This is a genomic window from Embleya sp. NPDC020630 (genome assembly GCF_044334985.1).
In the GTDB taxonomy this organism is placed as follows: Bacteria; Actinomycetota; Actinomycetes; order Streptomycetales; family Streptomycetaceae; genus Embleya.
Map to the genome: position 1 here is coordinate 1129633 of NZ_JBIRUB010000002.1, position 25016 is coordinate 1154648.

The 25016-nt window shown below is 72.0% G+C and carries 18 protein-coding genes; 12 read left to right on the forward strand and 6 right to left on the reverse strand.

The genetic code is table 11. The annotated features are described in order from the left end of the window. The first annotated feature begins 134 nt into the window (after window positions 1-134). The 3 genes from ACH4XV_RS11055 to ACH4XV_RS11065 all read left to right on the forward strand — a co-directional run bounded on the left by ACH4XV_RS11055 (window position 135) and on the right by ACH4XV_RS11065 (window position 4652). Complete coding sequence (locus tag ACH4XV_RS11055; protein WP_395788483.1) at window positions 135-2255, forward strand: type IIA DNA topoisomerase subunit B; 2121 nt, start codon at window positions 135-137, stop codon at window positions 2253-2255. A gap of 406 nt (window positions 2256-2661) precedes the next feature. Next, a complete protein-coding gene (locus ACH4XV_RS11060; RefSeq protein WP_395788485.1) occupies window positions 2662-3042 on the forward strand; it encodes a DUF485 domain-containing protein in 381 nt (126 codons plus the stop codon). Then, window positions 3039-4652: a cation acetate symporter gene (locus ACH4XV_RS11065; RefSeq protein ID WP_395788487.1), complete on the forward strand. Its 1614-nt coding sequence runs from the start codon at window positions 3039-3041 to the stop codon at window positions 4650-4652. The genes ACH4XV_RS11060 and ACH4XV_RS11065 overlap by 4 nt, the downstream gene beginning before the upstream one ends. On the opposite strand, the gene ACH4XV_RS11070 is transcribed toward ACH4XV_RS11065, so the two are convergent. After that, window positions 4646-5575: a sucrase ferredoxin gene (locus ACH4XV_RS11070; RefSeq protein WP_395788489.1), complete on the reverse strand. Its 930-nt coding sequence runs from the start codon at window positions 5573-5575 to the stop codon at window positions 4646-4648. The genes ACH4XV_RS11065 and ACH4XV_RS11070 overlap by 7 nt on opposite strands. A gap of 114 nt (window positions 5576-5689) precedes the next feature. On the opposite strand from ACH4XV_RS11070, the gene ACH4XV_RS11075 reads away from it, so the two are divergent. Beyond that, window positions 5690-6163 (forward strand): HD domain-containing protein, encoded by a 474-nt coding sequence (locus ACH4XV_RS11075; RefSeq protein WP_395788491.1) that lies wholly within the window; start codon window positions 5690-5692, stop codon window positions 6161-6163. 111 nt (window positions 6164-6274) lie between these two features. Here ACH4XV_RS11075 and ACH4XV_RS11080 read toward each other — a convergent pair whose 3' ends face one another. Beyond that, complete coding sequence (locus tag ACH4XV_RS11080) at window positions 6275-8743, reverse strand: DNA topoisomerase (ATP-hydrolyzing) subunit A (protein WP_395788493.1); 2469 nt, start codon at window positions 8741-8743, stop codon at window positions 6275-6277. Between the two features lie 251 nt (window positions 8744-8994). Between ACH4XV_RS11080 and ACH4XV_RS11085 the strand changes: the two genes are divergently transcribed. The 4 genes from ACH4XV_RS11085 to ACH4XV_RS11100 all read left to right on the forward strand — a co-directional run bounded on the left by ACH4XV_RS11085 (window position 8995) and on the right by ACH4XV_RS11100 (window position 14613). After that, entirely contained in the window at window positions 8995-9240 is a 246-nt protein-coding gene (locus ACH4XV_RS11085; RefSeq protein ID WP_379996044.1) for a DUF2630 family protein, read from the forward strand. A 128-nt stretch (window positions 9241-9368) separates the two neighbouring features. Beyond that, window positions 9369-10688 carry a M16 family metallopeptidase gene (locus ACH4XV_RS11090; RefSeq protein ID WP_395788495.1) on the forward strand — a complete coding sequence of 440 codons (1320 nt, stop codon included), beginning with the start codon at window positions 9369-9371 and terminating at the stop codon, window positions 10686-10688. Beyond that, the gene (locus ACH4XV_RS11095) at window positions 10685-12049 is read left to right on the forward strand and encodes a M16 family metallopeptidase (RefSeq protein WP_395788497.1); all 1365 of its coding nucleotides are present in this window, start codon (window positions 10685-10687) and stop codon (window positions 12047-12049) included. Before ACH4XV_RS11090 ends, ACH4XV_RS11095 begins: the two co-directional genes overlap by 4 nt. 77 nt (window positions 12050-12126) lie before the next feature. Continuing rightward, window positions 12127-14613, forward strand: coding sequence for an HAD-IC family P-type ATPase (locus ACH4XV_RS11100; protein WP_395788499.1), 2487 nt, complete (start codon window positions 12127-12129; stop codon window positions 14611-14613). A 328-nt stretch (window positions 14614-14941) separates the two neighbouring features. Here the strand turns inward: ACH4XV_RS11100 and ACH4XV_RS11105 are convergent, their stop codons facing one another. Beyond that, the gene (locus ACH4XV_RS11105) at window positions 14942-15346 is read right to left on the reverse strand and encodes a hypothetical protein (protein WP_395788501.1); all 405 of its coding nucleotides are present in this window, start codon (window positions 15344-15346) and stop codon (window positions 14942-14944) included. Between the two features lie 165 nt (window positions 15347-15511). Between ACH4XV_RS11105 and ACH4XV_RS11110 the strand changes: the two genes are divergently transcribed. Further along, a complete protein-coding gene (locus tag ACH4XV_RS11110; RefSeq protein WP_395788503.1) occupies window positions 15512-16213 on the forward strand; it encodes a hypothetical protein in 702 nt (233 codons plus the stop codon). A 63-nt stretch (window positions 16214-16276) separates the two neighbouring features. Here ACH4XV_RS11110 and ACH4XV_RS11115 read toward each other — a convergent pair whose 3' ends face one another. Continuing rightward, the gene (locus tag ACH4XV_RS11115; RefSeq protein ID WP_395788505.1) at window positions 16277-17998 is read right to left on the reverse strand and encodes an AMP-binding protein; all 1722 of its coding nucleotides are present in this window, start codon (window positions 17996-17998) and stop codon (window positions 16277-16279) included. A gap of 210 nt (window positions 17999-18208) precedes the next feature. On the opposite strand from ACH4XV_RS11115, the gene ACH4XV_RS11120 reads away from it, so the two are divergent. Then, window positions 18209-19510 (forward strand): four-carbon acid sugar kinase family protein, encoded by a 1302-nt coding sequence (locus ACH4XV_RS11120; RefSeq protein ID WP_395788507.1) that lies wholly within the window; start codon window positions 18209-18211, stop codon window positions 19508-19510. Beyond that, the gene (gene pdxA / locus ACH4XV_RS11125; RefSeq protein WP_395788509.1) at window positions 19494-20585 is read left to right on the forward strand and encodes a 4-hydroxythreonine-4-phosphate dehydrogenase PdxA; all 1092 of its coding nucleotides are present in this window, start codon (window positions 19494-19496) and stop codon (window positions 20583-20585) included. The genes ACH4XV_RS11120 and pdxA overlap by 17 nt, the downstream gene beginning before the upstream one ends. 47 nt (window positions 20586-20632) lie before the next feature. Here the strand turns inward: pdxA and ACH4XV_RS11130 are convergent, their stop codons facing one another. Both ACH4XV_RS11130 and ACH4XV_RS11135 read right to left on the reverse strand, forming a co-directional pair. Then, window positions 20633-21643: a pseudouridine-5'-phosphate glycosidase gene (locus ACH4XV_RS11130; RefSeq protein WP_395788511.1), complete on the reverse strand. Its 1011-nt coding sequence runs from the start codon at window positions 21641-21643 to the stop codon at window positions 20633-20635. Between the two features lie 30 nt (window positions 21644-21673). Next, window positions 21674-22012, reverse strand: a complete 339-nt coding sequence (locus ACH4XV_RS11135; RefSeq protein ID WP_126641737.1) for a VOC family protein — start codon at window positions 22010-22012, stop codon at window positions 21674-21676. 123 nt (window positions 22013-22135) lie between these two features. Here ACH4XV_RS11135 and ACH4XV_RS11140 point away from each other — a divergent pair, with 123 nt between their 5' ends. Then, a complete protein-coding gene (locus ACH4XV_RS11140) occupies window positions 22136-24868 on the forward strand; it encodes a GNAT family N-acetyltransferase (protein WP_395788513.1) in 2733 nt (910 codons plus the stop codon). Window positions 24869-25016: the final 148 nt, after the last annotated feature.

Genomic DNA, 25016 nt, shown 5'->3' on the forward strand with positions numbered 1-25016 from the left:
AGCCTTGCTCTCCGGCGCGACGAGGGTGATCACCGGGCCCACTTCCGTGGGTTCGACACACCGCGAACGCGCCGTACGGATCGACGCGTACGCGGCGATCCGACTACTCGACTACATGCGAGGAGTTGCACCGCGTGACCGCCCAGACGACCGCGCAGTCCACCGCGCTCCTGGCGGGCGAGCCCGACCACTCGAACTACACCGCACGGCACCTCCTCGTCCTCGAGGGTCTGGACGCGGTCCGCAAGCGCCCCGGCATGTACATCGGCTCCACCGACAGTCGGGGCCTGATGCACTGCCTGTGGGAGATCATCGACAACTCGGTCGACGAGGCCCTCGGGGGCTTCGGCGACCGGATCGAGGTACTCCTGCACGCGGACGGCTCGGTGGAGGTTCGGGACAATGGTCGCGGTATTCCCGTCGACGTGGAGCCCAAGACCGGCCTGTCCGGTGTCGAGGTCGTCATGACCAAGCTGCACGCCGGTGGCAAGTTCGGCGGCGGTTCCTACGCCGCGTCCGGCGGCCTGCACGGCGTCGGCGCGTCGGTGGTCAACGCCCTGTCCGCCCGACTCGACATCGAGGTGGACCGCGGCGGACACACCCACGCCATCTCGTTCCGCCGCGGCGTGCCCGGCGAGTTCGCCGACCTCGGCGCCGACGCTCCGTTCAGCAGTGGTAACGGACTGCGCCGCATCAAGAAGATCGCCAAGGCCAAGAGCGGGACCCGGACCCGCTACTGGGCGGACCGGCAGATCTTCCTCAAGGACGCCGCCCTCGACCTCGAACTGCTCCACGCGCGGGCCCGCCAGACCGCGTTCCTGGTGCCCGGACTGACCCTCGTTGTTCGCGACGAGCGTAATGGGGCGAATCAGGGCGAAGTAGACGAACAGGTCTTTCACTACTCCGGCGGGATCAGCGAGTTCTGCGAATACCTCGCTCCCGACCGCGCGCTCTGCGACGTGTTGCGCTTCACCGGCTCCGGCACGTTCAAGGAAACCGTGCCCGTGCTCGACGAGCAGGGACACATGGTGCCCACCGAGGTCCAGCGCGAGCTGGGCGTCGACGTGGCGCTGCGCTGGGGTACCGGCTACGACTCGACGCTGCGCTCGTTCGTGAACATCATCGCCACCCCCAAGGGCGGCACCCACGTCGCCGGGTTCGACCAGGCGCTGCGGCGCACGGTCAACGACGCGCTGCGCTCGACCAAGCTGCTGCGCGTGGCCGAGGACGACATCACCAAGGACGACGCCACCGAGGGGCTGACCGCCGTGGTCACCGTCCGGTTGGCCGAGCCGCAGTTCGAGGGGCAGACCAAGGAGGTGCTGGGCACCTCGGCCGCCGCGCGGATCGTGCAGAACGTGGTGTCCAAGGAACTCAAGGCGTTCCTGACCTCCACCGGGCGCGACCACAAGGCGCAGGCGCGCGCCGTCCTGGAGAAGGTCGTCTCGGCGGCCCGCACCCGGATCGCCGCGCGGCAGCACAAGGAGGCCCAGCGTCGCAAGACGGCCCTGGAGACCTCGGCGCTGCCCGCCAAGCTGGCCGACTGCCGCAGCGACGACGTCGACCGCAGCGAGTTGTTCATCGTCGAGGGCGACTCCGCGCTCGGCACCGCCAAGCTCGCCCGCAACTCGGAGTTCCAGGCCCTGCTGCCGATTCGGGGCAAGATCCTGAACGTGCAGAAGGCGTCCGTTTCGGACATGCTCAAGAACGCCGAGTGCGCCGCGATCATCCAGGTGATAGGGGCCGGCTCGGGGCGCACCTTCGACATCGACCAGGCGCGCTACGGCAAGATCATCTTCATGGCCGACGCCGACGTCGACGGCTCGCACATCCGCTGCCTGCTGCTGACCCTCTTCCAGCGCTACATGCGCCCGATGGTCGAGGCCGGCCGAGTGTTCGCCGCGGTCCCGCCGCTGCACCGGATCGAGTTGTCCCGGCCCAAGAAGGGCCAGGACAAGTACGTCTACACCTACTCCGACGGCGAACTGCGGCGCACGCTGCTCGAATTCGAGCGCAAGGGCGTGGCCTGGAAGGACCCGGTCCAGCGCTACAAGGGCCTGGGCGAGATGGACGCCGATCAGCTCGCGGAGACCACGGTCGACCCCCGACACCGCACCCTGCGCCGGATCAACCTCGGCGATCTGGAGGCGGCGGAGCGGGTGTTCGACCTGCTGATGGGCAACGAGGTCGCGCCGCGCAAGGAGTTCATCACCAACTCCGCGTCGCTGCTCGACCGGTCGCGCATCGACGCCTGATCGAGGGCCCTCGGACCGGGGATTGCGGTTCGAGGACTCCCGACGCACACACGCCGGGCCCGGTGGGATTCGTCCCATCGGGCCCGGCTTTTTCATGATCGGGACATCCGGGCCAAACGCTCCGTATATCTGCGATAGAAGCACCAATGTCACTCATTGGCGTGTGACCGACCGGTCTCCCGTATCGGCGGAGCTCGACCCCTCGTTGGCCAGACGATTCCACGACGCATGGCGGCGCCAGGAGCGCGGCCGTGCCGGTGGTTCATCCGTACAGGTGAATCGCGCAGAACCTGGCCGTGCGGCCCGCGCCCGCTGACCATGCTGAACACCAGTCCCATCGAACGCCTGTGTCGGCGCTCGGACCGGGAGGCATCGCGCGGTTCGGCGATCGACGAGGAGAGCTACGGTGACGACCAGTTCGTACCGACCCACACCCACCCTGGGTGTGCCGTTCGGCGACCCGGAGCCGGATCCGGCGGCGGAGATCTACCTGCGCGCGCAGGCGAGCCCCGAGTTCCAGGAGATTCGGCGCCGCTACCGCGACTTCGTCTTCCCGATGTCGCTGGCCTTCCTCGCGTGGTACCTGCTCTACGTGTTCGCGTCCACGTTCGCGCGGCACTTCATGGCGCACCGGCTCCTGGGCACGTTCAACGTCGCGCTGGCGTTCGGGCTGCTCCAGTTCGCGAGCACCTTCGCGATCACGTGGGCGTACGCGCGCAACGCCCGGGCCAAGCGCGACCGCGCGGCGCTGAACCTGCGCTGGGAGACCCAGGAGATGTTCCGATGACCGGCCCGCACCTGGCGGCCGCCGCCGGCCATCGCGGCCTGACCGGCCTGCTGTTCGTGGTCTTCGTGCTGATCACCCTCGGCATCACCGTGTGGGCCAGTCGCAACAACCGCACGGCCAACGACTTCTACGCCGGCGGGCGGGAGTTCTCCGCCGCGCAGAACGGGCTCGCGATCGCGGGCGACTACATGTCGGCGGCGTCCTTCCTGGGCATCGCCGGGCTGATCGCGCTGTTCGGCTACGACGGCTTCCTGTACTCGATCGGCTTCCTGGTCGCGTGGCTGGTCGTGCTCATGCTCGTGGCCGAACTCGTGCGCAACTGCGGCCGGTTCACCATGGCCGACGTGGTGGCGTTCCGGATGAGCCGCAAGCCGGTGCGCACCGCCGCCGGCGCCGCGACGATCGTGGTCTCGATCTTCTACCTGATCGCCCAGATGGTCGGCGCGGGCACGCTGGTGGCGCTGCTGCTCGGCGACAGCGGCGGCTCGGCGCAGACCTGGACGATCGTCGGGGTCGGCGCGCTGATGGTGGTCTACGTGACCTTCGGCGGAATGAAGGGCACCACCTGGATCCAGATCGTCAAGGCGGTGTTGCTGCTCGGCGGCGCGATCCTGATGACCCTGCTGGTCCTGTGGCGATTCCACTTCGATCTCGACGCGTTGCTGCACACCGCCGCGCACACCAGCGGCCACGGGCAGCAGTTCCTCGAACCGGGCCTGAAGTACGGGAAGAACCTGACCAGTCGGTTGGACTTCATCAGCCTGGCCATCGCCCTGGTGCTCGGCACCGCGGGGCTGCCGCACATCCTGGTGCGGTTCTACACCGTGCCCACCGCGCGGGCAGCGCGGCACTCGGTGATGTGGGCGATCGGGCTGATCGGCACGTTCTACCTGCTCACCATCGTGCTCGGGTTCGGCGCGGCGGCGGTGCTCGGGTCGGACAAGATCCGCAAGTCGAACGCGGCGGGCAACACCGCGCTGCCGCTGCTCGCGGAGGAACTGGGCGGCGGGCCGGACACGTTCGGCGGTGTGGTGCTGCTCGCGGTGATCGCGGCGGTGGCGTTCGCGACCATCCTGGCGGTGGTGGCCGGACTGACCCTGGCCTCCTCGGCGTCGTTCGCGCACGACCTGTACACGAACGTGATCCGCAAGGAGGCGACCGACGAGAAGAGCGAGCTGCGGGCGGCGCGGCTGTCCGCGATCGTGATCGGCGGGATCGCGATCGGGCTGAGCCTGTCCGCGCAGAAGCTCAACGTCGCCTTCCTGGTCGCGCTCGCCTTCGCGGTGGCCGCCTCGGCGAATCTGCCCACGTTGCTCTACACGCTGTTCTGGCGGCGGTTCAACACCAACGGCACGGTGTGGGCGATCTACGGCGGGCTCGGCTCGGCGCTTGTGCTCGTGCTGTTCTCGCCGGTGGTCTCCGGGGGCAAGACGCCGCTGGTGACCGGCGTCGACTTCCACTGGTTCCCGCTGGAGAACCCGGGGATCGTGTCCATCCCGATCGGCTTCCTGTGCGGCTGGATCGGCACGTTGCGCTCGGACGAGGAGGCGGACGCGGCGAAGTACGCCGAGATGGAGGTGCGTTCGCTGACCGGGGCGGGCGCCTACTGACGCGAGGTCGCCGCCACCCTGGCCCGCATGCTGATCGGGAGGCCGCCGCCCTTGCCGCAGCTCTCCGGCCGGGCCGGGGCCTCCTCGCGCGGGTTCACGACCACGGTCCAGCGGCGCCCGTCGACGTGGTGGACGAGTACGGTCCACCCGCCGTCGTCCTCGGCCCGCTCGTCGTGCACCGACAGGGCGTCGGCCCGGCGCTCGCCGCACTCCTCCCGGACCGCGAGTTCGGCGGCCTGGCCGGCGCGGGACCAGGTGGCCCGGCCCCGGCAGTGCTCCGGTGCGATCTCGCCGCGGCGTGCGGCGGTGAGCACGGCGCCGGCCGCGACGGGGTCCAGGCGGCCGTACAGGTAGCCCTGGGGCAGCGCCACGGCGGTCGGGGCGAATCGGTGCCCGCCCAGGTGGGTGGCCTCCCACGTGGCCTCTGGGAAGCTCGTGGCGAGGGCGGCGGCCAGCGGGCGGCCCTCGACCGCGCAGCAGCGGTCACGCTTGCCGTTCGTGCAGATCAGCATCAACGGCTCGGCGACCGGTTCGCCCACCGAGGGCTCGACCGGTCCGGCGAGCGCGGCGAAATCGTGGGCGAGCAGCTCGGTGACGTCGCTCACGCGCAGGCGGCGCAGCCAGGTCGCGCCCGGCTCGGTCCAGGCCAAAAAGACCGTGCGCGGCGCGTCGGGCTCGGCCGGCTCCGCCTCGGCCCGCGCGCCCGTCTCGTCGGGCCTGCGGATCAGCGTCGCGCGAAAGCCCGCCCGTGCCGCGCGCGCCTCCAGTTCGCGACCCACGCCGTCGGCCAGACCCCGGCTGTCCACCAGCGCCTTCGCCGCCCACGGCCCGGGATGCTCGATCAGCAGCCATCCGCGCGTGGTGGGGGCGGTGCCGGCCATCGGCTCGGCCAGTTCGTGCGAGAGAAAGACGCAGGTTTCCACGACCGTGCACGGTACAGCCGCGGCGGGGGCGGGCACCGGATCGGCCCCGCCCCGAGCGCCACGATCGGGTGATCCCGGTACGGTTGTTGCACACGGTAACGATGGGAGGCGGCCATGCCCCAGGGACGGACCGACGGGAGCCCGGCGATAGCCGGCTTCACGTTGGACGACGCGGTGGCGCTCGCCAGAGCCGCGCACGACGGTCAGTTGGACAAGGGCGGTCACCCGTACATCACGCACCCGCTGCGGGTGATGCAGCACGTCGAGGGGACCTACACGCGGATGGCGGCGGTCCTGCACGATGTGATCGAGGACACGCCGGTGGGTGCGGACGACCTGCGCGCCGCCGGTGTGCCGGAGCAGGTGGTGGCCGCGGTGATCGCGCTGTCCAAGCTGCCCGGCGAGCCGCTGGATCGCAGCATGGCCCGCGCGGCGGCGGACCCGATCGCGTTGGTGGTCAAGCGGGCGGATATCGCGGACAACCGGTCCGAGGCCCGCCTGGGTCAGCTCGACCCGGCGACGCAGGTGCGGCTGCGGGAGAAGTACGCGCGCTCGATCGAACTGCTGGAGAAGTTCGCGGCGCGCTGAGCGGGCGTCCCGGCCGTGGTCGGGACGCCCCGGGACGGGAGAGGCCCCCGCGGCGAGGGACGCCGCGGGGGCCCGTTTCGTGGGAGCCGGCGCGTGGGGCGGGCTCCTCGGTCAGACCGCGCCGGGTGGACCGCCGACCACTTCGACGTGCTTGGCCAGCGGGGTGCCCGAGCCGTCCCGACGCGGGTCCGGGGTGGGCAGCTCGACCGGCTGTCCCTTGGCGTCGGAGCCGCGTGCCGGCGCCGGGCCCGCCCAGGCCAGGCGCAGCGTGGTCTCGCCCTTGAGGAAGCGCTGACAGCGCACCCCGCCGGTGGCCCGGCCCTTGCGCGGATACTCGGCGAACGGGGTGACCTTGCAGGTGCCGTGTTCCGCGCCGAACAGCGCGTCGCCGCTGTACGCGGCCACGGTGACCACCACCGCGTCGGCGCCGGGGTCGACCGCGGTGAACGAGAGCACGGACTGCCGGTCACCGAGCTTGATGCCGGCCATGCCGCCGGCCGGACGGCCCTGGGGCCGGACCATGGACGCCTGGAAGCGCAACAGTTGCGCGTCGTCGGTGATGAAGACCAGGTCCTCCTCGCCGGTGCGCAACTCGACCGCGCCGACGATCGAGTCGCCGTCGCGCAGCGCGATCACCTCGAGGTCGTCCTTGTTGGCCGGATAGTCCGGCACGACCCGCTTGACCACCCCCTGCGCGGTGCCGAGCGCGAGCCCGGGGGAGTCGGCGGAGAGCGTGGTCAGGCACACCACACGCTCGTCGGACTCCAGGGAGACGAACTCGGACAGCGGCGCGCCGCCGGCCAGGTTCGGCGCGGTCGCGGTCTCCGGGAGCGCGGGCAGATCGACCACGTTGATCCGCAGCAGCCTGCCGGTACTGGTGACCGCGCCGACCTCGCCGCGCACCGTCGCCGCGACCGAGGAGACCACCAGGTCGTGTTTGGCCCGGCCCCCCTCGGGCGGCAGCGGGCCGCCGGTGGAGGTGCGGGCCAGCAGGCCGGTCGAGGACAGCAGGACCGAGCACGGCGCGTCGGTGACCTGCAGCGGGACCGCCGCGGCGGGGACGTCGGCCGATTCGAGCAGGACCGTGCGGCGCGGCGTGCCGTACTTCTTGGACACCGCGGCCAACTCGTCGGAGACGACCTTCCGCAGCAGCTTGTCGTCGTCCAGGATCTTGGTCAGCTCGGCGATCTCGGCGCGCAGCCGCTCCTGCTCGGCCTCCAGTTCGATCCGGTCGAACCGGGTGAGCCGGCGCAGCGGGGTGTCCAGGATGTAGGACGCCTGGATGTCGGACAGCGAGAAGGTCTCCATCAGGCGTTCCTTCGCCTGGGCGGAGTTGTCGCTGGAGCGGATCAGCTCGATCACGCGGTCGATGTCGATCAGCGCGACCAGCAGGCCGTCGACCAGGTGCAGGCGCTCCTGGCGCTTGCGGCGGCGGAACTCGCTGCGCCGGCGGACCACCTCGAAGCGGTGGTCCACGTAGACCTGGAGCAGCTCCTTCAGGCCCAGGGTGAGCGGCTGGCCGTCGACCAGGGCGACGTTGTTGATGCCGAACGTCTCCTCCATCGGCGTCAGCTTGTAGAGCTGCTGGAGGATCGCCTCGGGGTTGAAGCCGTTCTTGATCTCGATGACCAGGCGCAAGCCGTGCGAGCGGTCGGTGAGGTCCTTCAGGTCGGCGATGCCCTGGACCTTCTTGGACTGCACCAGCTCCTTGATCTTGGCGATCACCCGCTCCGGGCCGACGTTGTACGGCAGTTCGGTGACCACGATGCCCTTGCGGCGCGCGGTGACCGACTCGACCGTGGCGGTCGCCCGGATCTTGAACGTGCCGCGGCCCTTCTCGTAGGCGTCGCGGACACCGCCGAGGCCGACGATCCGACCGCCGGTGGGCAGGTCGGGGCCGGGCACGTGGCGCATCAGGTCGTCGAGGTCGGCGGTGGGGTGGCGGATCAGGTGCCGGGCGGCGGCGACCACCTCGACCAGGTTGTGCGGCGGCATGTTGGTCGCCATGCCGACCGCGATCCCGGACGCGCCGTTGACGAGCAGGTTCGGGAACGCGGCGGGCAGCACGCCCGGTTCCTGCTCCTGGCCGTCGTAGTTGGGGCCGAAGTCGACGACGTCCTCGTCGATCGAGTCGACCATCAACATCGCGGCCGTGGACAGCCGGGACTCGGTGTAGCGCATCGCGGCGGGCGGGTCGTCGCCGCCGAGGGAGCCGAAGTTCCCGTGCCCGTCGATCAGCGGCAGGCGCATCGAGAACGGCTGCGCCATGCGCACCAGGGTGTCGTAGATGGGGCCGTCACCGTGCGGGTGCAGCTTGCCCATCACCTCGCCCACGACGCGGGCGCACTTGACGTAGCCCTTGTCGGGTCGAAGGCCCATCTCGGCGGCCTGGTACAGGATGCGGCGATGTACGGGCTTGAGCCCGTCGCGGGCGTCCGGCAGTGCCCGCGAGTAGATCACCGAGTAGGCGTACTCCAGGAAGGAGCCCTGCATCTCGTCGACGACGTCGATGTCGAGGATGCGTTCCTCGAAGTCGTCGGGTGGCTGCGGACCGGAGGTTTTCGTACTACGGCGGGCCATGCGCGGCGTTGCTCCTTTGCTTCTTCGGGCCGGCGCCGGGCCGTGTCTCCCGTGTCCGCCCGAGGGCGGCGCGGCCGGGGACGGCCCGCACGGCGTGCCCATTGTGGCGCGCCGGTGCGACAAGTGAGTGCATCGACCCGGGTGACAGCGTGCTTGGGGGCCGTGCGAGGGGGGAAGGACAGCCCTTTGGCCCACGGTTGTGCCGCAGTTCCCGGCCGCCGTTCGAGCAGGAGGAAGAAAGGTTCCGCGCGATGGACGACAAGCAGATCCGCGACCGCATCACCGACATGGTCGAGCAGGAGCGTGCCTTGCGCGACCGACTTGCGCAAGGCGCGCTCACCACCGACGAGGAACACGGGCGGCTCGCCGAGGTGGAGGCCGAACTGGACCGGTGCTGGGATCTGCTGAGGCAGCGTCAGGCGCTGCGCGACGCCGGCGCGGATCCGGAGACGGCCGCGGCGCGTCCCGCGCGCCAGGTCGAGGGCTACCAGCAGTAGCTCCGCGCGCCCCGCTTCGCCCGTCGCGAACAGCCCCGCGAGCGGGAGTCGAACCGGTCCCGCGCGTCGTTAGGGTGAGGGTGGCCGCCGTCGCGGCGGTCACCCTCCAGGAGAGGACGGATGGGCTTATGGCAGGACCGGCGACTGCATCGTTGGGGTTCACCGCGACCACGCACACCCTCGGCAACGGGCTCCGCGTGGTGCTCTCGGAGGACCACGTCGACCCCGTGGCCGCCGTCTGCCTCTGGTACGACGTGGGTTCACGGCACGAAAGGCCCGGGCGGACCGGGCTCGCGCACCTCTTCGAGCACCTGATGTTCCAGGGTTCGGCCAACGTGCACGGCAACGAGCACTTCGAGTTCGTGCAGTCGGCGGGTGGTTCGCTCAACGGCACGACCAGCTTCGAGCGCACGAACTACTTCGAGACGATGCCCGCGCACCAGGTGGAACTCGCGCTGTGGCTGGAGGCGGACCGCATGGGTGGGCTGCTGCAGGCGCTGACCGAGGAGAGCCTGGACAACCAGCGCGACGTGGTCAAGAACGAGCGCCGGCAGCGCTACGACAACGTGCCCTACGGCACCGCGTGGGAGCGGCTCGTGGCGATGGCCTTCCCCGAGGGCCACCCGTACCACCACATGCCGATCGGTTCGATGGCCGACCTGGACGCCACCTCCCTGGAGGACTGCCGGGCCTTCTTCCGGACCTACTACGCGCCGAACAACGCGGTCCTGGCGATCGTCGGCGACGTGGACCCCGAGCAGACGCTGGCCTGGGTGGAGAAGTACTTCGGCACGATCCCCGCGCACGACGGCAAGCCGGTGCCGGCCGACGGCGCGCTGGCGCCGGTGATCGGCGCCGAGCTGCGCGAGACGGTGCACGAGGAGGTGCCCTCGCCCGCGCTGATGGCCGCCTACCGGATGCCGGCCGACGGCACCCGGGGCGCCGACGCGGCCGACATCGCGCTGACCGTGCTGGGCGAGGGGGAGAGTTCGCGGCTGAACACCCGCCTGGTGCGGCACGACGAACTCGCGGTGTACGCCGGGGTCGGTCTGATGCGGCTGTCCGGGACCGCTTCGGTGGCCATGCTCGACGTGAAGGCGTCCGGCTCGGGCGCGGTGGCGGCGATCGACGCGGCGCTGGCCGAGGAGTTCGCCCGGTTCGCCGAGGAGGGCCCCACCCCGGCCGAACTCGAGCGCGCACAGGCCCAGTTGGAGCGCGCCTACCTGGACACGATGGCCACCGTCGGCGGTCGGGCCGACGAACTGTGCCGCTACGCGACGCTGTTCGGCGACGCGAACCTGGCGTTCACCGCGCTGGATCGGCTGTTGGACATCACGGCCGAGGAGGTGCGGGCGGTGGCCGCCGAGCGCCTGGTGCCGGACAACCGTGCGGTGCTCGTGTACGAACCGACCGACGACGCGGACGAGAACGAGGAGCAGGTCGCGTGACCCAGACCGGCGAGATGGTGTTCCACCCGCGCCCCGGCGCGGGAGCGGCCCGCGAGTGGACCTTCCCCGCGCCCGAGCGCTCGGTGCTCGGCAACGGCCTCGCGGTGTTGCGGGTGGACCGGCCCGGACAGAAGGTGGTGGCGGTCGAGCTGGTGCTCGACTCGCCGCTGGCCGCAGAGCCGACCGAGTGCGAGGGCGTCGCCACGATCATGGCGCGCGCGTTCACCGAGGGCACGGATCGGATGGGCGCGGAGGAGTTCGCCGCCGAACTGGAGAGCTGCGGCGCGACGATCGACACCGACGCCGACCACCCGGGTGTGCGGGTCGCGCTCGACGTGCCGGCCTCGCGCCTGGAGCGGGCCTTGGGGCTGCTCGCGGACGCGGTCCGGGCGCCGGCGTTCCCGGCCGGCGAGGTGGACCGTCTGGTGCGCCAGCGGCTGGACGAGATCGTGCACGAGATGGCCAGCCCGCCCCGGCGCGCGGCGTTCGCGCTGAACGCGACGCTGTTCGACGACGCGGTGCGGCTGTCCCGGCCGCGCGCGGGCACCGCGGAGAGCGTCGCGCGGGTGGACCGGGCGGCGGTGTGGGACTTCTTCATCGCGCACGTGCGCCCGCAGACCGCCACCCTCGTGGTGGTCGGCGACTTCGCGGGCGTCGATGTCACGGGTGTGCTGGAGCGCACCATCGGCACCTGGAGCGCGTCGCCCGCCGAGCCCTCGAGGCCGGGCCCGGTGGTCGCCGACGACCATGCGCGCGTGGTGATCGTGCACCGCCCCGGCAGTGTGCAGACGCAGCTGCTGGTGGGCCGGATCGGCCCGGGCCGCGAGGATGCCTCGTGGCCGGCCCTGACCATCGGCACCTACTGCCTCGGCGGCACCCTCACCTCGCGCCTGGACCGGGTGCTGCGCGAGGAGAAGGGCTACACCTACGGCGTGCGGGCGGCGAACCAGTCGTTGCCGAACGGCTCGCTGCTCGCCATCCACGGCTCGGTGGAGACCGATGTCACCGGACCGGCCGTCGCGGACCTGGTCACCGTGCTGCGCACACTCGCCGCCGAGGGCCTGACCGACGGCGAGCGGGACGCGGCCGTGCAGAGCATCGTGGGGGTCGCGCCGCTGAAGTACGTGACGCCGCGCGCGGTGTGCGACTCGCTCGCCGACATGGCCGCCGAGCGGCTGCCCGACGGCTATCTGCCCGAGCTCTACCTGAAGCTGGCCGACGTGGCCACCAAGGACGCCGCCGAGGCGGCCACGCGCGGCTTCGATCCCGCGCGCCTGGTGGCGGTGCTCGTCGGTGACGCGGACAAGATCCGCGAGCCCCTGGAAGCCCTCGATCTGGGACCGGTCACGGTCGTCGAATAGGGCGCCGCGGCGGTGGGCGGATCACAACGGTCGGCCCACCGCCAACCGGGATCACCCCGGGCACTTACGGTAGACCCATGACTCAGCCGTTGCCGGGCGCCGGGCCCGGAGAGACGACAGCCATCCCGCCGGTCGACAGACCCGACGGGAAAGAGAGCGAACCGAACGTGCGCCTCGGCGTCGGACTGACCACCGCGGACGTCGCGGAACGGGTCGCGCGAGGCGACGTCAACGACGTCCCCGTGCGGTCGAGCCGATCCACCGCCGAGATCGTCAAGGCGAACGTCTTCACCCGGTTCAACGCCGTCATCGGTGTGCTCTGGCTGATCATCCTGTCCGTCGGGTCGGTCAAGGACGGTCTGTTCGGCTTCGTGATCATCGCCAACACCGGGATCGGCATCATCCAGGAGATGCGCGCCAAGCGCACTCTGGACCGCCTCGCGGTGATCGGCGAGTCCAAGCCGGTGGTGCGCCGCGACGGACGGGCCATCGCGCTGTCCCCGTCCGAACTGGTGCTCGACGACGTGATCGAGCTGGGCGCGGGCGACAAGGCCGCCGTGGACGGTGTCGTGGTCGAGGCCGACAACCTCGAGATCGACGAGTCGCTGCTCACCGGCGAGGCCGACCCGGTGATCAAGCGCCCGGGCGACCCGGTGATGTCCGGCAGCTTCGTGGTGGCCGGCAACGGCGCGTTCACCGCGACCCGGGTCGGTCGCGAGGCGTACGCCGCGCAGCTGATGGAGGAGGCCAGCAAGTTCACGCTGGTGGCGTCCGAGCTGCGCAACGGGATCAGCACGATCCTCAAGTACGTCACCTGGATCCTCTTCCCCGCCTCGATCGCGCTGATCATCAGCCAGTACCGGCTGGAGGACACCACCTGGCGCGAGGCGGTGACCCGGATGATCGCGGGCATCGTGCCGATGGTGCCCGAGGGCCTGGTGCTGCTCACCTCGCTGGCCTTCGCGGTCGGCGTGGTGCGCCTGGGCCGCAAGCAGTGCCTGGTCCAGGAGTTGCCCGCGATCGAGGGGCTGGCCCGGGTGGACGTGGTGTGCCTGGACAAGACCGGCACGCTGACCGAGGGCGGGATGAACGTCGCCGAGGTCCGCGAGCTGGCCGAGGGCCTGCCGGTGCGCTCCGCGCTCGGCGCGCTCGGCACCACCGAGCCCCGGCCGAACGCGAGCCTGGCCGCGATCATCGACGAGTGCCCGGTCGAGCAGGGCTGGACCTCGGTGGAGAGCGTGCCGTTCTCCTCGGCGCGCAAGTACAGCGGGGCGACCTTCGAGGTGGCCGGCGCCCGTGCCACCTGGCTGATCGGCGCCCCCGAGGTGCTGGTGACCACGCAGGCGCACGGCGACCTGCTGGGCGAGGCCGAGCGGCTCGGCGCCCAGGGACTGCGGGTGCTGCTGCTCGTGCGTACCGACGCCGCGCTCGCGGACACGGTCGACGCGCTGGTCGGCGGCCCCGACGGGGCCGATGTCACGCCCGCGGCGCTGGTCGTGCTGGAGCAGCGGTTGCGGCACGACGCGGGCGCGACGCTGGACTACTTCGCCGACCAGGGGGTGGCCGCCAAGGTCATCTCCGGGGACAACGCGATCTCGGTCGGCGCGGTGGCCGCCAAGCTCGGCATCAAGGGCGCCGACCACCCGGTGGACGCCCGGACGCTGCCCAGCGACCAGAACGAACTGGCCGACGTGCTGGAGGCCAACACGGTCTTCGGCCGGGTCACCCCGCAGCAGAAGCGGGACATGGTCGCCGCGCTCCAGTCGCGCGGCCACAACGTGGCGATGACCGGCGACGGCGTCAACGACGTGCTCGCGCTCAAGGACGCCGACATCGGCGTGTCGATGGGCTCGGGCAGCGAGGCCACCAAGGGCGTCGCGCAGATCGTGCTCCTCGACAACAGCTTCGCCACGCTGCCGTCGGTGGTCGGCGAGGGCCGGCGGGTGATCGGGAACATCGAGCGGGTCTCGAACCTGTTCCTGACCAAGACCGCCTACTCGGTGCTGCTGGCCATCCTGGTGGTCATCGCCAACGTGCCGTATCCGTTCCTGCCGCGGCACCTGACGCTGCTCGCGTGGTTCACCATCGGTACGCCGGCGTTCTTCCTGGCGCTGGCGCCGAACAAGGAGCGGGCCCGGGCGGGCTTCGTCAAGCGGGTGCTGCGCTACTCCGGACCCTCCGGCGTGATCGCGGGCACCGCGACGTTCACCGCGTATCTGCTGGCTCGTTCGCACTACGGGGCGACGGACGCCACGCGTACGGCGGAGACCTCGATCGCGACGCTGACGCTGTTCTTGGTCGGCTTGTGGGTGCTGGCGATCATCGCGCGGCCGTACACGTGGTGGCGGATAGCGCTGGTGCTGGTGATGGGCGCGGGATTCGCCTTGGTGTTGACGGTGCCGTGGTTGCAGCGGTTCTTCGAACTGAAGCTGGTCGGTACGCAGATGCCGTGGACGGCGGTTGGCTTGGCGGTTGTCGCGGGGCTGCTGCTGGAGGTGGTGGCGTTGTGGAACAAGCGGCGATTGGCTTTGGAGGTCGCGGGGGCGGCGTCGGCCTCGACGTGATGGTGTGACGGGTATGAATGAGCGCCGCCCCGGTTGCCCGGCGACCTGGGGCGGCGCTGTGTTTGTTGGGCGCTTCGCGCCGGCTCGCGAGGGGCCGCTTTTTTCTCTCCCTGCTTCGCTCCTCCGAGAAAAAAGCGGCCCCTCGCTCGGGGCTGGGTGCCCCTCCGCTTCGCTCCGGGTCACCCAGCCCAAGTTTTGCGGCTCCGCCGCTCTCCGCGCTGCGCGCGTCGATCTCCAGGGTCGGCCCTTGTCGGGGGCGCTGACGCGCCATGGGGGTGCTGCGCGCGGAGGGAGGGGCGGGGCGCGGTAGGGGGTTCGGGGGGCTGTTTCAGGGGGTGTGGCGTTCTGTCAGGGCCAGGGTTGTGCCGAGGAGGGCTGAGGCGGCGGCCAGGGTTGCGACGGTGGTGCGGTGGCCTCTGGGGAGGGCCTTGGCGTGTGCTGCGGTGATCAGGACATCGCCTACGTCGGCAGCGGCGGCCATCAGGGCCCATAGGCGGATCGGTTCGCCGCGTGCTGCGGTGATCATGGTTCCGAGGCCAAGGGCCAGGTCGCGGCCGCCCAGGGCGCGGGCGAATACCAGCGCTCCGGTGCGATTCGCGTCGTCGCCGATCCAGGGGCGGGCCACGCGGGGTGGGTCGAGCAGCGCGACCACCCCCAGTGCCGTACGGGCGCCGCCCCAAGCCAGCGCCGCCGCCCGTCCGAGCCGGTCGAAGTCACCTGCGGTAATCGTCACACCCGGCACGGTATCGCTCCCACGGCACTTCAGCGGCGCGCCATTTCGTGCATTAGCCTCACCCTGCCGAACACACGCACCGGCAACATCGAGCGAGCGGCGCCGGCGTGACGTCCCGTCACGCGTCCACGGGGGTGGAAGACGGCGCCCGGTCGCCACACGGGGATGGAGAACCAGTTGTACCTGCGTAAGCCTGCCCTTTCGGGACTGCTCGTCGCCGCGTCCGTCATCGCTCTGTCGAGCGGCTGCGGCCTGGCCGACAAGGTCAAGGGTGACGACGACAAGAAGAAGGATCCGGCCACGGCCGCGCCCCAGACGAGTGCCGGCGGCGGTTCGACCGGCGGCGCGACCGGCGCACCCGCGACCCAGCCCGGCGGGGGCAAGGGCACCGCGCCGGCGACGGCGCCCGGCACCACCAAGCCCGGCGGTACCGGCAACCTCGACCCCAAGGCGTTCTGCGAACTGCTCACGCCCGCCGAGCTCAAGGGTGTGCTGAACACCGAGGTCACCCGCACCAAGAACGACGAGGCGCTGCGCACCTGCCGCTACTACGGGCCCGGCGACTCCGGACTGGTGACCCTGCAGTACTTCCTGCGCAGCAGCAAGGGCACCGACACGCCGGAGAGCGTGGTGGCCAAGAACGAGGTGTCGAAGTACGGCAAGCCGATCACCGACCTCGGCGCGTTCCCCACGCTGTACGTGCCGGGCACCGGCAGCTACCCGGCGCCCAGTGTCCCCGAGGTCTACTTCGCCAAGACGCACGGCGACGTGATCGTCGACATGCACGTGAGCCTGTCACCCGCCGCGAAGGATCTGCCGCGCGCGCAGCACATCGCGATCGCGAAGATCGTCGCCGACAAGATCTGAGCCGCCGCGCGGGGGCCGGGCCCGGCTCGGCCCCCGCGCGAACCGGGTGTTCGTCCGCCCGGGTCAGCTGCCCTTGAGCTCGGGGAAGTCCTCCTCGAACCATTCCAGGGTGCCGCGCGAGGCCAGGTCCTCGTCGTGCAACTCGCGCTCTCGACCCCGTAGCTCGACCCGGCGGATCTTGCCGGAGATGGTCTTGGGCAACTCCGCGAACTCGATCCGGCGCACCCGCTTGTACGGCGAGAGCACCGCGCGCGCGTGCCGCAGGACCGACAGCGCCGTCTCCCGGGTGGGCTCGTGCCCCGGAGCGAGCACCACGTACGCCTTGGGCACCGCGAGCCGGACCGGATCGGGCGAGGGCACCACGGCGGCCTCGGCCACCGCGTCGTGCTCGATCAGTACGCTCTCCAACTCGAAGGGCGAGATGCGGTAGTCGGACGCCTTGAACACGTCGTCGGAGCGGCCCACGTAGGTGATGTAGCCGTCCGCGTCCCGGGTGCCGACGTCGCCCGTGTGGTAGAAACCGTCGCGCATCGACTCGGCGGTGCGCTCCGGGTCGTCGAGGTAGCCGGCCATCAGACCCAGTGGGCGCGCGGCCAGTTCGAGGCAGATCTCGCCCTCGGCGCCGGGGTCGGTGACCACCTCGCCGGAGATCGGGTCGACCAGCGCCACCGTGTATCCGGGCAGCGGGCGGCCCATCGAGCCCGGACGGACCTCCTGCCCGGGCGCGTTGCCGATCTGCGCGGTGGTCTCGGTCTGTCCGAAGCCGTCGCGGATGGTCAACCCCCAGGCGGCCCGCACCTGTTCGATCACCTCGGGGTTCAGCGGCTCGCCCGCGCCGATCACCTCGCGCAGCGAGGTGCGCCACGCGCCGAGGTCCTCTTGGACCAGCATCCGCCACACGGTCGGCGGCGCACAGAACGAGGTCGCCCCGCAGCGCACCATGGTGTCCAGCAACGGGCGGGCGGCGAACCGCTCCTGACGCACGATCAGGATCGTGGCACCGGCGTTCCAGGGGGCGAAGAAGTTGCTCCACGCGTGCTTGGCCCAGCCGGGCGAGGAGATGTTCAGGTGCACGTCGCCGGGACGCAGGCCGATCCAGTACATGGTGGACAGGTGCCCGATCGGATAGCTCGCCTGGGTGTGCCCGACCAGCTTGGGCTGCGCGGTGGTGCCGGAGGTGAAGTAGAGCAGCAGCGGGTCGCTTGCGGCGGTCGGCCCGTCGGGCGCGAACGGGGCGTCGGATACCCGCGCGTCGTCGAACGACAGCCAGCCCTCGGTTGGCTCGCCCACCACGATCCGGGTCCACTCGCCCGGCACCTCGGCGAAGCCCGCCGTCACCGCCGACTCGGCGATCACGTGCGCGACGCCGCCCCGGGTGACCCGGTCGGTCAGGTCGACCGGCGCCAGCATCGTGGTGGCCGGGATGATCACCGCGCCGAGCTTCATCGCGGCCAGCATCGCCTCCCACAACTCGACCCGGTTGCCGAGCACGAGCAGGATCCGGTCGCCGCGCCGCACGCCCCGCGCCCGCAACCACCCGGCGACCCGGTCGGAACGCCGGGACAACTCGGCGAAGGAGACCTTGGTGTCGGTGCCGTCCTCGGCCACGATCCACAGCGCGGTGGTGTCGTTGTCGCGCGCGATCGCGTCGAACCAGTCGAGCGCCCAGTTGAATTCGGTGGGTTCGGGGCGCGGGAAGTCCCGGCACGCGGTGGGCTGATCCTCGCGGTGTTCGAGCAGGAAGTCGCGCGCAGCGCGAAACGCCTCGGTCGCACCCGTCGTCATCGCCGAATTCCTCCGTCTGTCGTGTGGTCTCGCTGTACCGCAACACGGGGTCGCCCGTGCAGAAACGCACCCTCGCATCACCCGTTCGAGCGGTCAACGACCGAGACCGGGCCATACACGTTGACCGTCGCGGCGCGGGGCAGCCAGACTCCCCGGGGACACGGAGCGAAGCGCACAAAGATGATCTTGATCTGACATTCGGGACCGTAATTGACAGACAGTACGGCGCGATCCGGCCCACGCGTGCTCGTCCTGGCCGATGACCTCACCGGCGCCAACGCCACCGCGGTGCGCTTCGCCCGGCGCGGGATGCGCACGCTCGTCACCGGCGGGCCGCCGCGCACGTGTGTCAGCGCCCCCGACGTGCTCGTGCTCGATTTGGCCACCCGGCACCTGCCCGGCGTCCAGGCCGCGCGCCGGGTCGTCGCGGGCGCCTCGGTGTTCCCGGACACCCCACTGGTGGCCAAGCGGGTGGACAGCACGCTGCGCGGCAACCCGGGCGCGGAGACCGCCGCTCTGCTGCACGTGCTGGACGCCCGCCCGGGGCCGCCGGTGCGGGCGCTGGTGGTGCCGGCCCATCCCGAGGCCGGTCGGACCACCGAGGGCGGCGTGCACCGCGTACACGGCGTGCCGATCGCGGACAGTGAGGCGGCCCGCGACCCGTTCCACCCGGTCAGGTCCTCCTGCGTGCTCGGTACGTTCGCCACAAGCGAGCACACCGTCGCGCACATCCCGCTCGACGTGGTGCGCGGCGATCGGCCGGCGCTGGCCCGCGCCCTGGGCGATCCGGGCGCGCGGATGCTGGTCTGCGACGCGATCACCGACGCCGACGTGGAGACCCTCGCGCTGGCCGCCGCGGCCCACGCCCTGGAGGGGGATCTGCGCTGGTTGCCGGTCGACCCCGGACCGTTCGGCGCGGCCCTGGCCGGCGCGCTGGGCACGGTGCCCAGCGGCCGCCCGGTGCTCGGCGTGGCCGGCAGCCTGAGCCGGCTCAGCCGGGAGCAGATCGCGCAGACCCAGCGCTGCCTGGACGCGCGCTGGCTGGACGTGGGCGACGCGCCGGACCCGATCCGGCTCGCCGCCGACCTGGTCGCGCTGGCCCGCACCGGCGTCGCGCTGGCCGGGATCCGCACCCGCATACCCGATCGGGTCGACCCGGTGATCGCCGCCCGCCTGCCGGTGCTGCTCGGCGAGGCGGTCAAACGCGCGCTGGCCGCCGCGCCGTTCGCGGGCGTGTACGCCACCGGCGGGGACATCGCGGGGGCGGTGTGCACGGCGCTCGGCGCCGACGGGCTGGCGGTGGAGACCGAGGTCCAGCCCCTGGTGGTGGCCGGCCGCCTGGTCGGCGGGGCGCACGACGGGTTGCCGTTCGCGGCCAAGGGCGGCCTGGTCGGCGACGCGCACGCGGCGGTGGCGTGCGCGTTGCACCTGCGGATGAGTTCCACCGTCACGGCGACGACGTCGCCGATGCCGATCACGACCGGGGAGAGCGACGATGGACCACGCCGGTAACCCGATGGACCACGCCGGCGACCCGCCGCCCGTGGTGGCGCTCACCCTCGGCGATCCGGCCGGGATCGGCCCGGAGATCGTCGCCCGCACCCTGGCCGACCCGGGCCTGCCGCACATCGCCCGGTGCGTCGCGGTCGGCGACGCTGCGGCGCTGCGGCGCGGTGCCCGGGCCTGCGGCCTGGAGATGAAGGTGCGCTCGATCGACACGGCCGGGATCGGGACGCGGCCGGAGCCCGGGGTGGTCGACATCCTGGACACCGCGGCCGTGACCGACGCGGAGATCGCCGACACGATGCCGTGGGGCCGGGTCGGCGCACCCGCCGGCGCCGCCGCGCTCGCCGCGATCCGGCTCGCGGTCCGGGCCGCCGAGGCCGGCGCGGTCGACGCGATCGCGACCGCCCCGATCAACAAGGAATCGATCTGGGCGGCGGGCGCCGGGCAGTTGGGCCACACCGAGCTGCTCGGCGAACTCACCGGCGCCGCCCACCCCGACACCATGTTCGTGGTCGGCGGCCTGAAGATCTTCTTCACCACCCGACACGCCTCGCTGCGCACCGCGCTCGACCTGCTCACCCCCGAGCGGGTGGACGCGGCGATCACGGCCGCGCACCAGGCGTTGCGGGTGTTCGGCGACGAGCCGGACCCGGTGCTCGCGGTGGCGGCGGTCAATCCGCACGGCGGCGAGGGCGGCGCGTTCGGCGACGAGGAGATCGAGGTCCTGGCGCCCGCCGTGGCCCGCGCCCGGGACCGCGGCCTGGCCGTGGTCGGTCCCATCCCCGCCGACTCGGTGTTCCACCAGGGGCTGCGCGGGCGCTGGGCGGGGGTGTTGTCGCACTTCCACGACCAAGGCCACATCGCGGCCAAGACCTTCGACTTCGACGGCACCGTCTCGGTCACCGTCGGGTTGCCGATCCTGCGCACCTCGGTGGACCACGGCACCGCGTTCGACATCGCGGGCACCGGCGTCGCCGAATACGCGTCGATGCGCGAGGCGGTGCGCACGGCGGCGCGGTTCGCGCCCGCGGTGCCGCGCCTGCGGGCGACCTGGCCCCGGACGGTCGACCCGGCCGGGTGACGAACGTATCCGGCACGCCGTCCGGTGACGATCGACCCCGGGCGCGGTCAGGTGATGGTCAACGCCCTCGCGATCCGCGCGGCCAGGTCGGCGTTGCCCAGGATCAGCGCGATGTTGGCGGCCAGACTCGCGCCGCGGGTCTCCCGGTGGAAGAACTCCAGCAGGAACGGGGTGACCGCCTTGCCGCGCACCCCGCTGTCCGCCAGCGCGGCCAGCGCCCGCTCCAGCACCCGATCGTGCAGGTCCGGATCCATCTGATCGCCCCGGGGCACCGGATTGGCCACCACCACGGCGGTACGACCCAACCCCAGCGCCTCGTGCGCGCGCACCACGTCGGCCACCTCGTCGGCGGTGTCCACCCGCCACTCCAGGCGATGGCCGGAGTCGGCCAGATAGAACCCGGGGAAGGCGTGCGTACCGAAGCCGAGCACGGTGACGTTGAGCGATTCCAACCGCTCCAGCGTCGCGCCCACGTCCAGGATCGACTTGACCCCCGAACACACCACGGTCAGCCCGCACCCGGTCAGCGCGATCAGGTCGGCCGACTCGTCCCAACTGTCCCGGGCCTGGCGATGCACCCCGCCCAGGCCGCCGGTGGCGAAGACCCGAATCCCGGCCTGATGCGCCAGATGCGCGGTCGCCCCCACGGTGGTCGCGGCGTGCCCGCCCCGCGCGGTGACCGGCGCCAGATCGCGGATCCCGGCTTTGAGCACCTCCCGGGAGCCGGCCACGAATTCGAGCGTCTCGGCGTCCAGACCGATCGACGGGCGCCCGTGCACGACCGCGATCGTCGCCGGCACCGCGCCCGCGGCCCGGACCCGCCCCTCGATCTCCCGCGCGATCCGCAGATTGTCCGGCCGCGGCAGCCCGTGCGCGATGATCGTGCTCTCCAGCGCGACCACCGGCCGGCCCGCGGCCAGCGCGTCGGCGACCTCCGGCAGAATCCGCAAGCCGTTCACCGGAAGGACGCTACCGGGCGCGAGCGGCAGCGGGGTGGCATACGCGCCGGGACGTGCCGGCTCGGCCTCACCCCGGCGCTCGGATACTCCGATGATCATGGCAATTCACCGTTCCACCCCGACGCGGGGTCAGCGCCGGGGCTGGTACAGCACGGCCGCCCAGCCGTCCGGGCCGCTCACCCGGACCCGCACCTCGTGCGGCCCCTCGACCGGCTCGCCCACCGTGAACCCGCCCTCGCGCAGCGGCGCGAGCGCCGCCTCCAGGTCGGCGACCTTGACCATCACCGAGGCCGCGTCGCCCTCGCGGTCGGTACCCGCCAGCGCCAGCCGGCCGCCGGCCACGTCGAACTGCGCCCAGCGCTCCCCGTCGACGAAGGTCGGTTCGGCCCCGAGCACGGCGGTCATGAACCGCACCGCGGCGGCCATGTCGGCGACGGGGAAAGCGGCGGACAGGCCCTGAGCGGACATGGGTTGCCTCCTGGAGTGAGACCGGGAACGGTATCTGATGGTCTATCAGGCGTGTCGGACACCAACCGAGTCGGGGCGCCTCGAATCCGCCGGCGGCACGACACAGGGGTTAGCCTCGCAAACGTGGAGCCCACCGACACCGCAGGTCCGCCGCCGAAGCCCCCCGAGCACTGGGAGGCCGACGTCGTGCTGCGCGACGGCGCGACCGCCCACCTGCGCCCCGTCGGCCCGGACGACGCCGGTCGCCTCGTCGACTTCTACGCGCGCGTGTCCGCCGAGTCGAAATACCTGCGCTTCTTCACCCCCTACCCCCGCCTGTCCGACCGCGACGTGCGGCGCTTCACCACGCACGACTGGGTCGACCGGGTGGGCCTGGGGCTGTTCGTCGGCGACGAGATGGTGGCGATCGTGCGCTACGACCGGATCGGCCCCGACGGCCGCTCGGTGCGCACCGGTCCGCAGGGCCGCTCGTCCACCGCCGAGGTCGCCTTCCTGGTCCAGGACGACCAGCAGGGCCGCGGCGTCGGATCGGTCCTGCTCGAACACATCGCCGCGGTCGCCCGCGAACGCGGCATCCGACGCTTCGTGGCCGACGTACTGCCCTCGAACCGGCGCATGGTCACCGTGTTCACCGAGGCCGGCTACACCCAGCAGTCCGCGTTCGAGGACGGCGTGGTCCGGCTCAACCTCGAACTCGCCCCCACCGAGACCTCGCTCGGCGTGATGCTCGGGCGCGAGCACCGGGCCGAGGCACGCTCGATCGCCCGCCTGCTCACCCCCCGATCGGTCGCCGTGATCGGCGCCGGCCGGCGCGAGGGCACGGTCGGCCACACGCTGTTGACCAACCTGCGCGCGGGCGAGTTCACCGGCGAGGTCTACGCGGTCAACCCGAAGGCGGGCGGCGAGCCGATCGACGGCGTGCCGACCTACGCGTCGGTGTCCGACATCCCCGGCGACGTGGACCTCGCGCTGGTCGCCGTCCCGGCCGACGCGGTACGCCGGGTGGTCGACGAATGCGGCCGCAAGGGCGTGCACGGCCTGGTCGTGGTGTCCTCCGGCTTCGCCGAGACCGGACCCGAGGGGCGCGAGAGCCAGCGCCGCCTGGTCCGCGCAGCCCGCCGGCGCGGCATGCGGGTGATCGGGCCCAACTGCCTCGGGATCCTGAACACCGACCCCGACCTGCGCGTCAACGCGAGCCTGTCGCCCCGGATGCCGCGCCGCGGCCGGGTGGGCATGTTCGCCCAATCCGGCGCGCTCGGGATCGCCATCCTCGAATCCACCGTCGGCCGCGGGATCGGGCTTTCCACCTTCGTGTCCGCCGGCAACCGCGCCGACGTCTCCGGCAACGACCTGCTCCAGTACTGGGAGGACGACCCGGCCACCGACGTGGTGCTGCTGCACCTCGAATCGATCGGCAACCCGCGCAAGTTCACCCGCCTCGCCCGCCGGATCTCGCGCACCAAACCCGTGGTCGCGGTCAAGTCCGGACGGCACAGCCAGGGCGTCCCACTCGGCCACGTCACCCGCGCGCTGACCCTGCCCGACTCGGCCGTCGACGCGCTCTTTCGCCAGGCCGGCGTGATCCGCGTGCCCACCGTCGCCGAACTTTTCGACGTCGGCCAACTGCTCGCCTACCAACCCCTGCCCGCCGGCGACCGGATCGCGATCATCGGCAACTCCGACTCGCTCGGCCTGCTCACCCAGGACGCCTGCGCGAGCGCGGGCCTGCGCCCGCTGCGCCCGGTCGACCTGACCACCGGCGCCACCGCCGACGACTTCCGCGCGGCGCTCGCCGACGCGCTGGCCAGTGCCGAGACCGATGCGGTGATCACCGTTTTCATCCCGCCGCTGACCACCTCCGGCGACGAGGTCGCGAGCGCCATCGCGGAGATGGCCGGGCAGGCGGCGGAGATCGGCAAACCGCTGCTGACCACCTACCTCGCACACGAGGGGCTGCCCACACAGCTGCGCCGGCTGGACGCCGACGGCGTGCCCGCGTTCGGCTCGGTGCCCTCCTACCCGGCCCCGGAGAACGCGGTGCGCGCGCTGGCCGAGGTGGTGCGCTACGCCGCCTGGCGCCGGCGGCCCACGGGCCGGGTGCCCGAACACTCCGAGGTACGCACCGACCAGGCCCGCGCGCTGGTCCGGGCCCGGCTCGGCGGCGCGGACGCGGTCGGCCTGTCGCCGGCCGACGCCGCCGAACTCCTGGACTGCTACGGCATTCGGCTGCGCCCGGCGGTGCGGGTGGACAGCGAGGACGCGGCGGTGCGCGCGGCGGCCGAACTGGGCTATCCGGTCGCGCTCAAGACCATCGCCGAACACCTGCGCCACCGGGTCGACGTGGAGGGCGTGCGCCTGGACATCGGCGCCGAGGCCGGACTGCGCCGGGTGTTCCGCGAGTTGACCACCCGCCTCGGCGGCCCGGACCAGGCCCGGCTCGTGGTGCAGTCGATGGCGCCGCACGGGATCGCCACGGTGCTCGGGCTCACCTACGACGAGTCGTTCGGCGCGGTGTTGTCCTTCGGCCTGGCCGGACCGGCGAGCGAACTTCTGGGCGACGTGGCCCACCGCCTGGTGCCGGCCACCGATCAGGATGTGGCGGATCTGGTCCGCGAGGTACGGGCGGCGCCGATGTTGTTCGGATATCGCGGCGCCCGACCGGTGGACGTACCCGCGCTGGAGGACGTTCTCCTGCGCTTGTCCCGGCTCGCCGACGACCTGCCGCAGGTGACATCGGTCGAGCTGAACCCGGTGGTGGTGGCGCCCGAGGGCGCACACGTGCTGGGCGCGCGCATCCGGCTGTCCCGCCCACCGGCGCGCACCGACCTGGGCCCGAGGGCACTGTCGCGGCCGTAGCGCCCGGGGGTCCGCGAACCCCTCGACGTCGCCCGGACATGTGGAACCGCCGCCGTACTCACATGCCACCCCGAGCTGTGGCACCTACGTACGGCGGCGGCTCCGGGCCGGATCCGCTCCGCGGCATGCCCCTCCGCGCCTACCCTCC

Bases quoted from the DNA above. Each gene is read 5' to 3' on its own strand.
- ACH4XV_RS11110 (WP_395788503.1), top strand. From the start codon at position 15,512: ATGGAGAACCAGTTGTACCTGCGTAAGCCTGCCCTTTCGGGACTGCTC.
- ACH4XV_RS11075 (WP_395788491.1), top strand. From the start codon at position 5,690: ATGCCCCAGGGACGGACCGACGGGAGCCCGGCGATAGCCGGCTTCACG.
- ACH4XV_RS11080 (WP_395788493.1), bottom strand. From the start codon at position 8,743: ATGGCCCGCCGTAGTACGAAAACCTCCGGTCCGCAGCCACCCGACGAC.
- ACH4XV_RS11065 (WP_395788487.1), top strand. From the start codon at position 3,039: ATGACCGGCCCGCACCTGGCGGCCGCCGCCGGCCATCGCGGCCTGACC.
- ACH4XV_RS11130 (WP_395788511.1), bottom strand. From the start codon at position 21,643: ATGATCATCGGAGTATCCGAGCGCCGGGGTGAGGCCGAGCCGGCACGT.
- ACH4XV_RS11100 (WP_395788499.1), top strand. From the start codon at position 12,127: ATGACTCAGCCGTTGCCGGGCGCCGGGCCCGGAGAGACGACAGCCATC.
- ACH4XV_RS11115 (WP_395788505.1), bottom strand. From the start codon at position 17,998: ATGACGACGGGTGCGACCGAGGCGTTTCGCGCTGCGCGCGACTTCCTG.
- ACH4XV_RS11085 (WP_379996044.1), top strand. From the start codon at position 8,995: ATGGACGACAAGCAGATCCGCGACCGCATCACCGACATGGTCGAGCAG.
- ACH4XV_RS11135 (WP_126641737.1), bottom strand. From the start codon at position 22,012: ATGTCCGCTCAGGGCCTGTCCGCCGCTTTCCCCGTCGCCGACATGGCC.
- ACH4XV_RS11090 (WP_395788495.1), top strand. From the start codon at position 9,369: ATGGCAGGACCGGCGACTGCATCGTTGGGGTTCACCGCGACCACGCAC.
- pdxA (WP_395788509.1), top strand. From the start codon at position 19,494: ATGGACCACGCCGGTAACCCGATGGACCACGCCGGCGACCCGCCGCCC.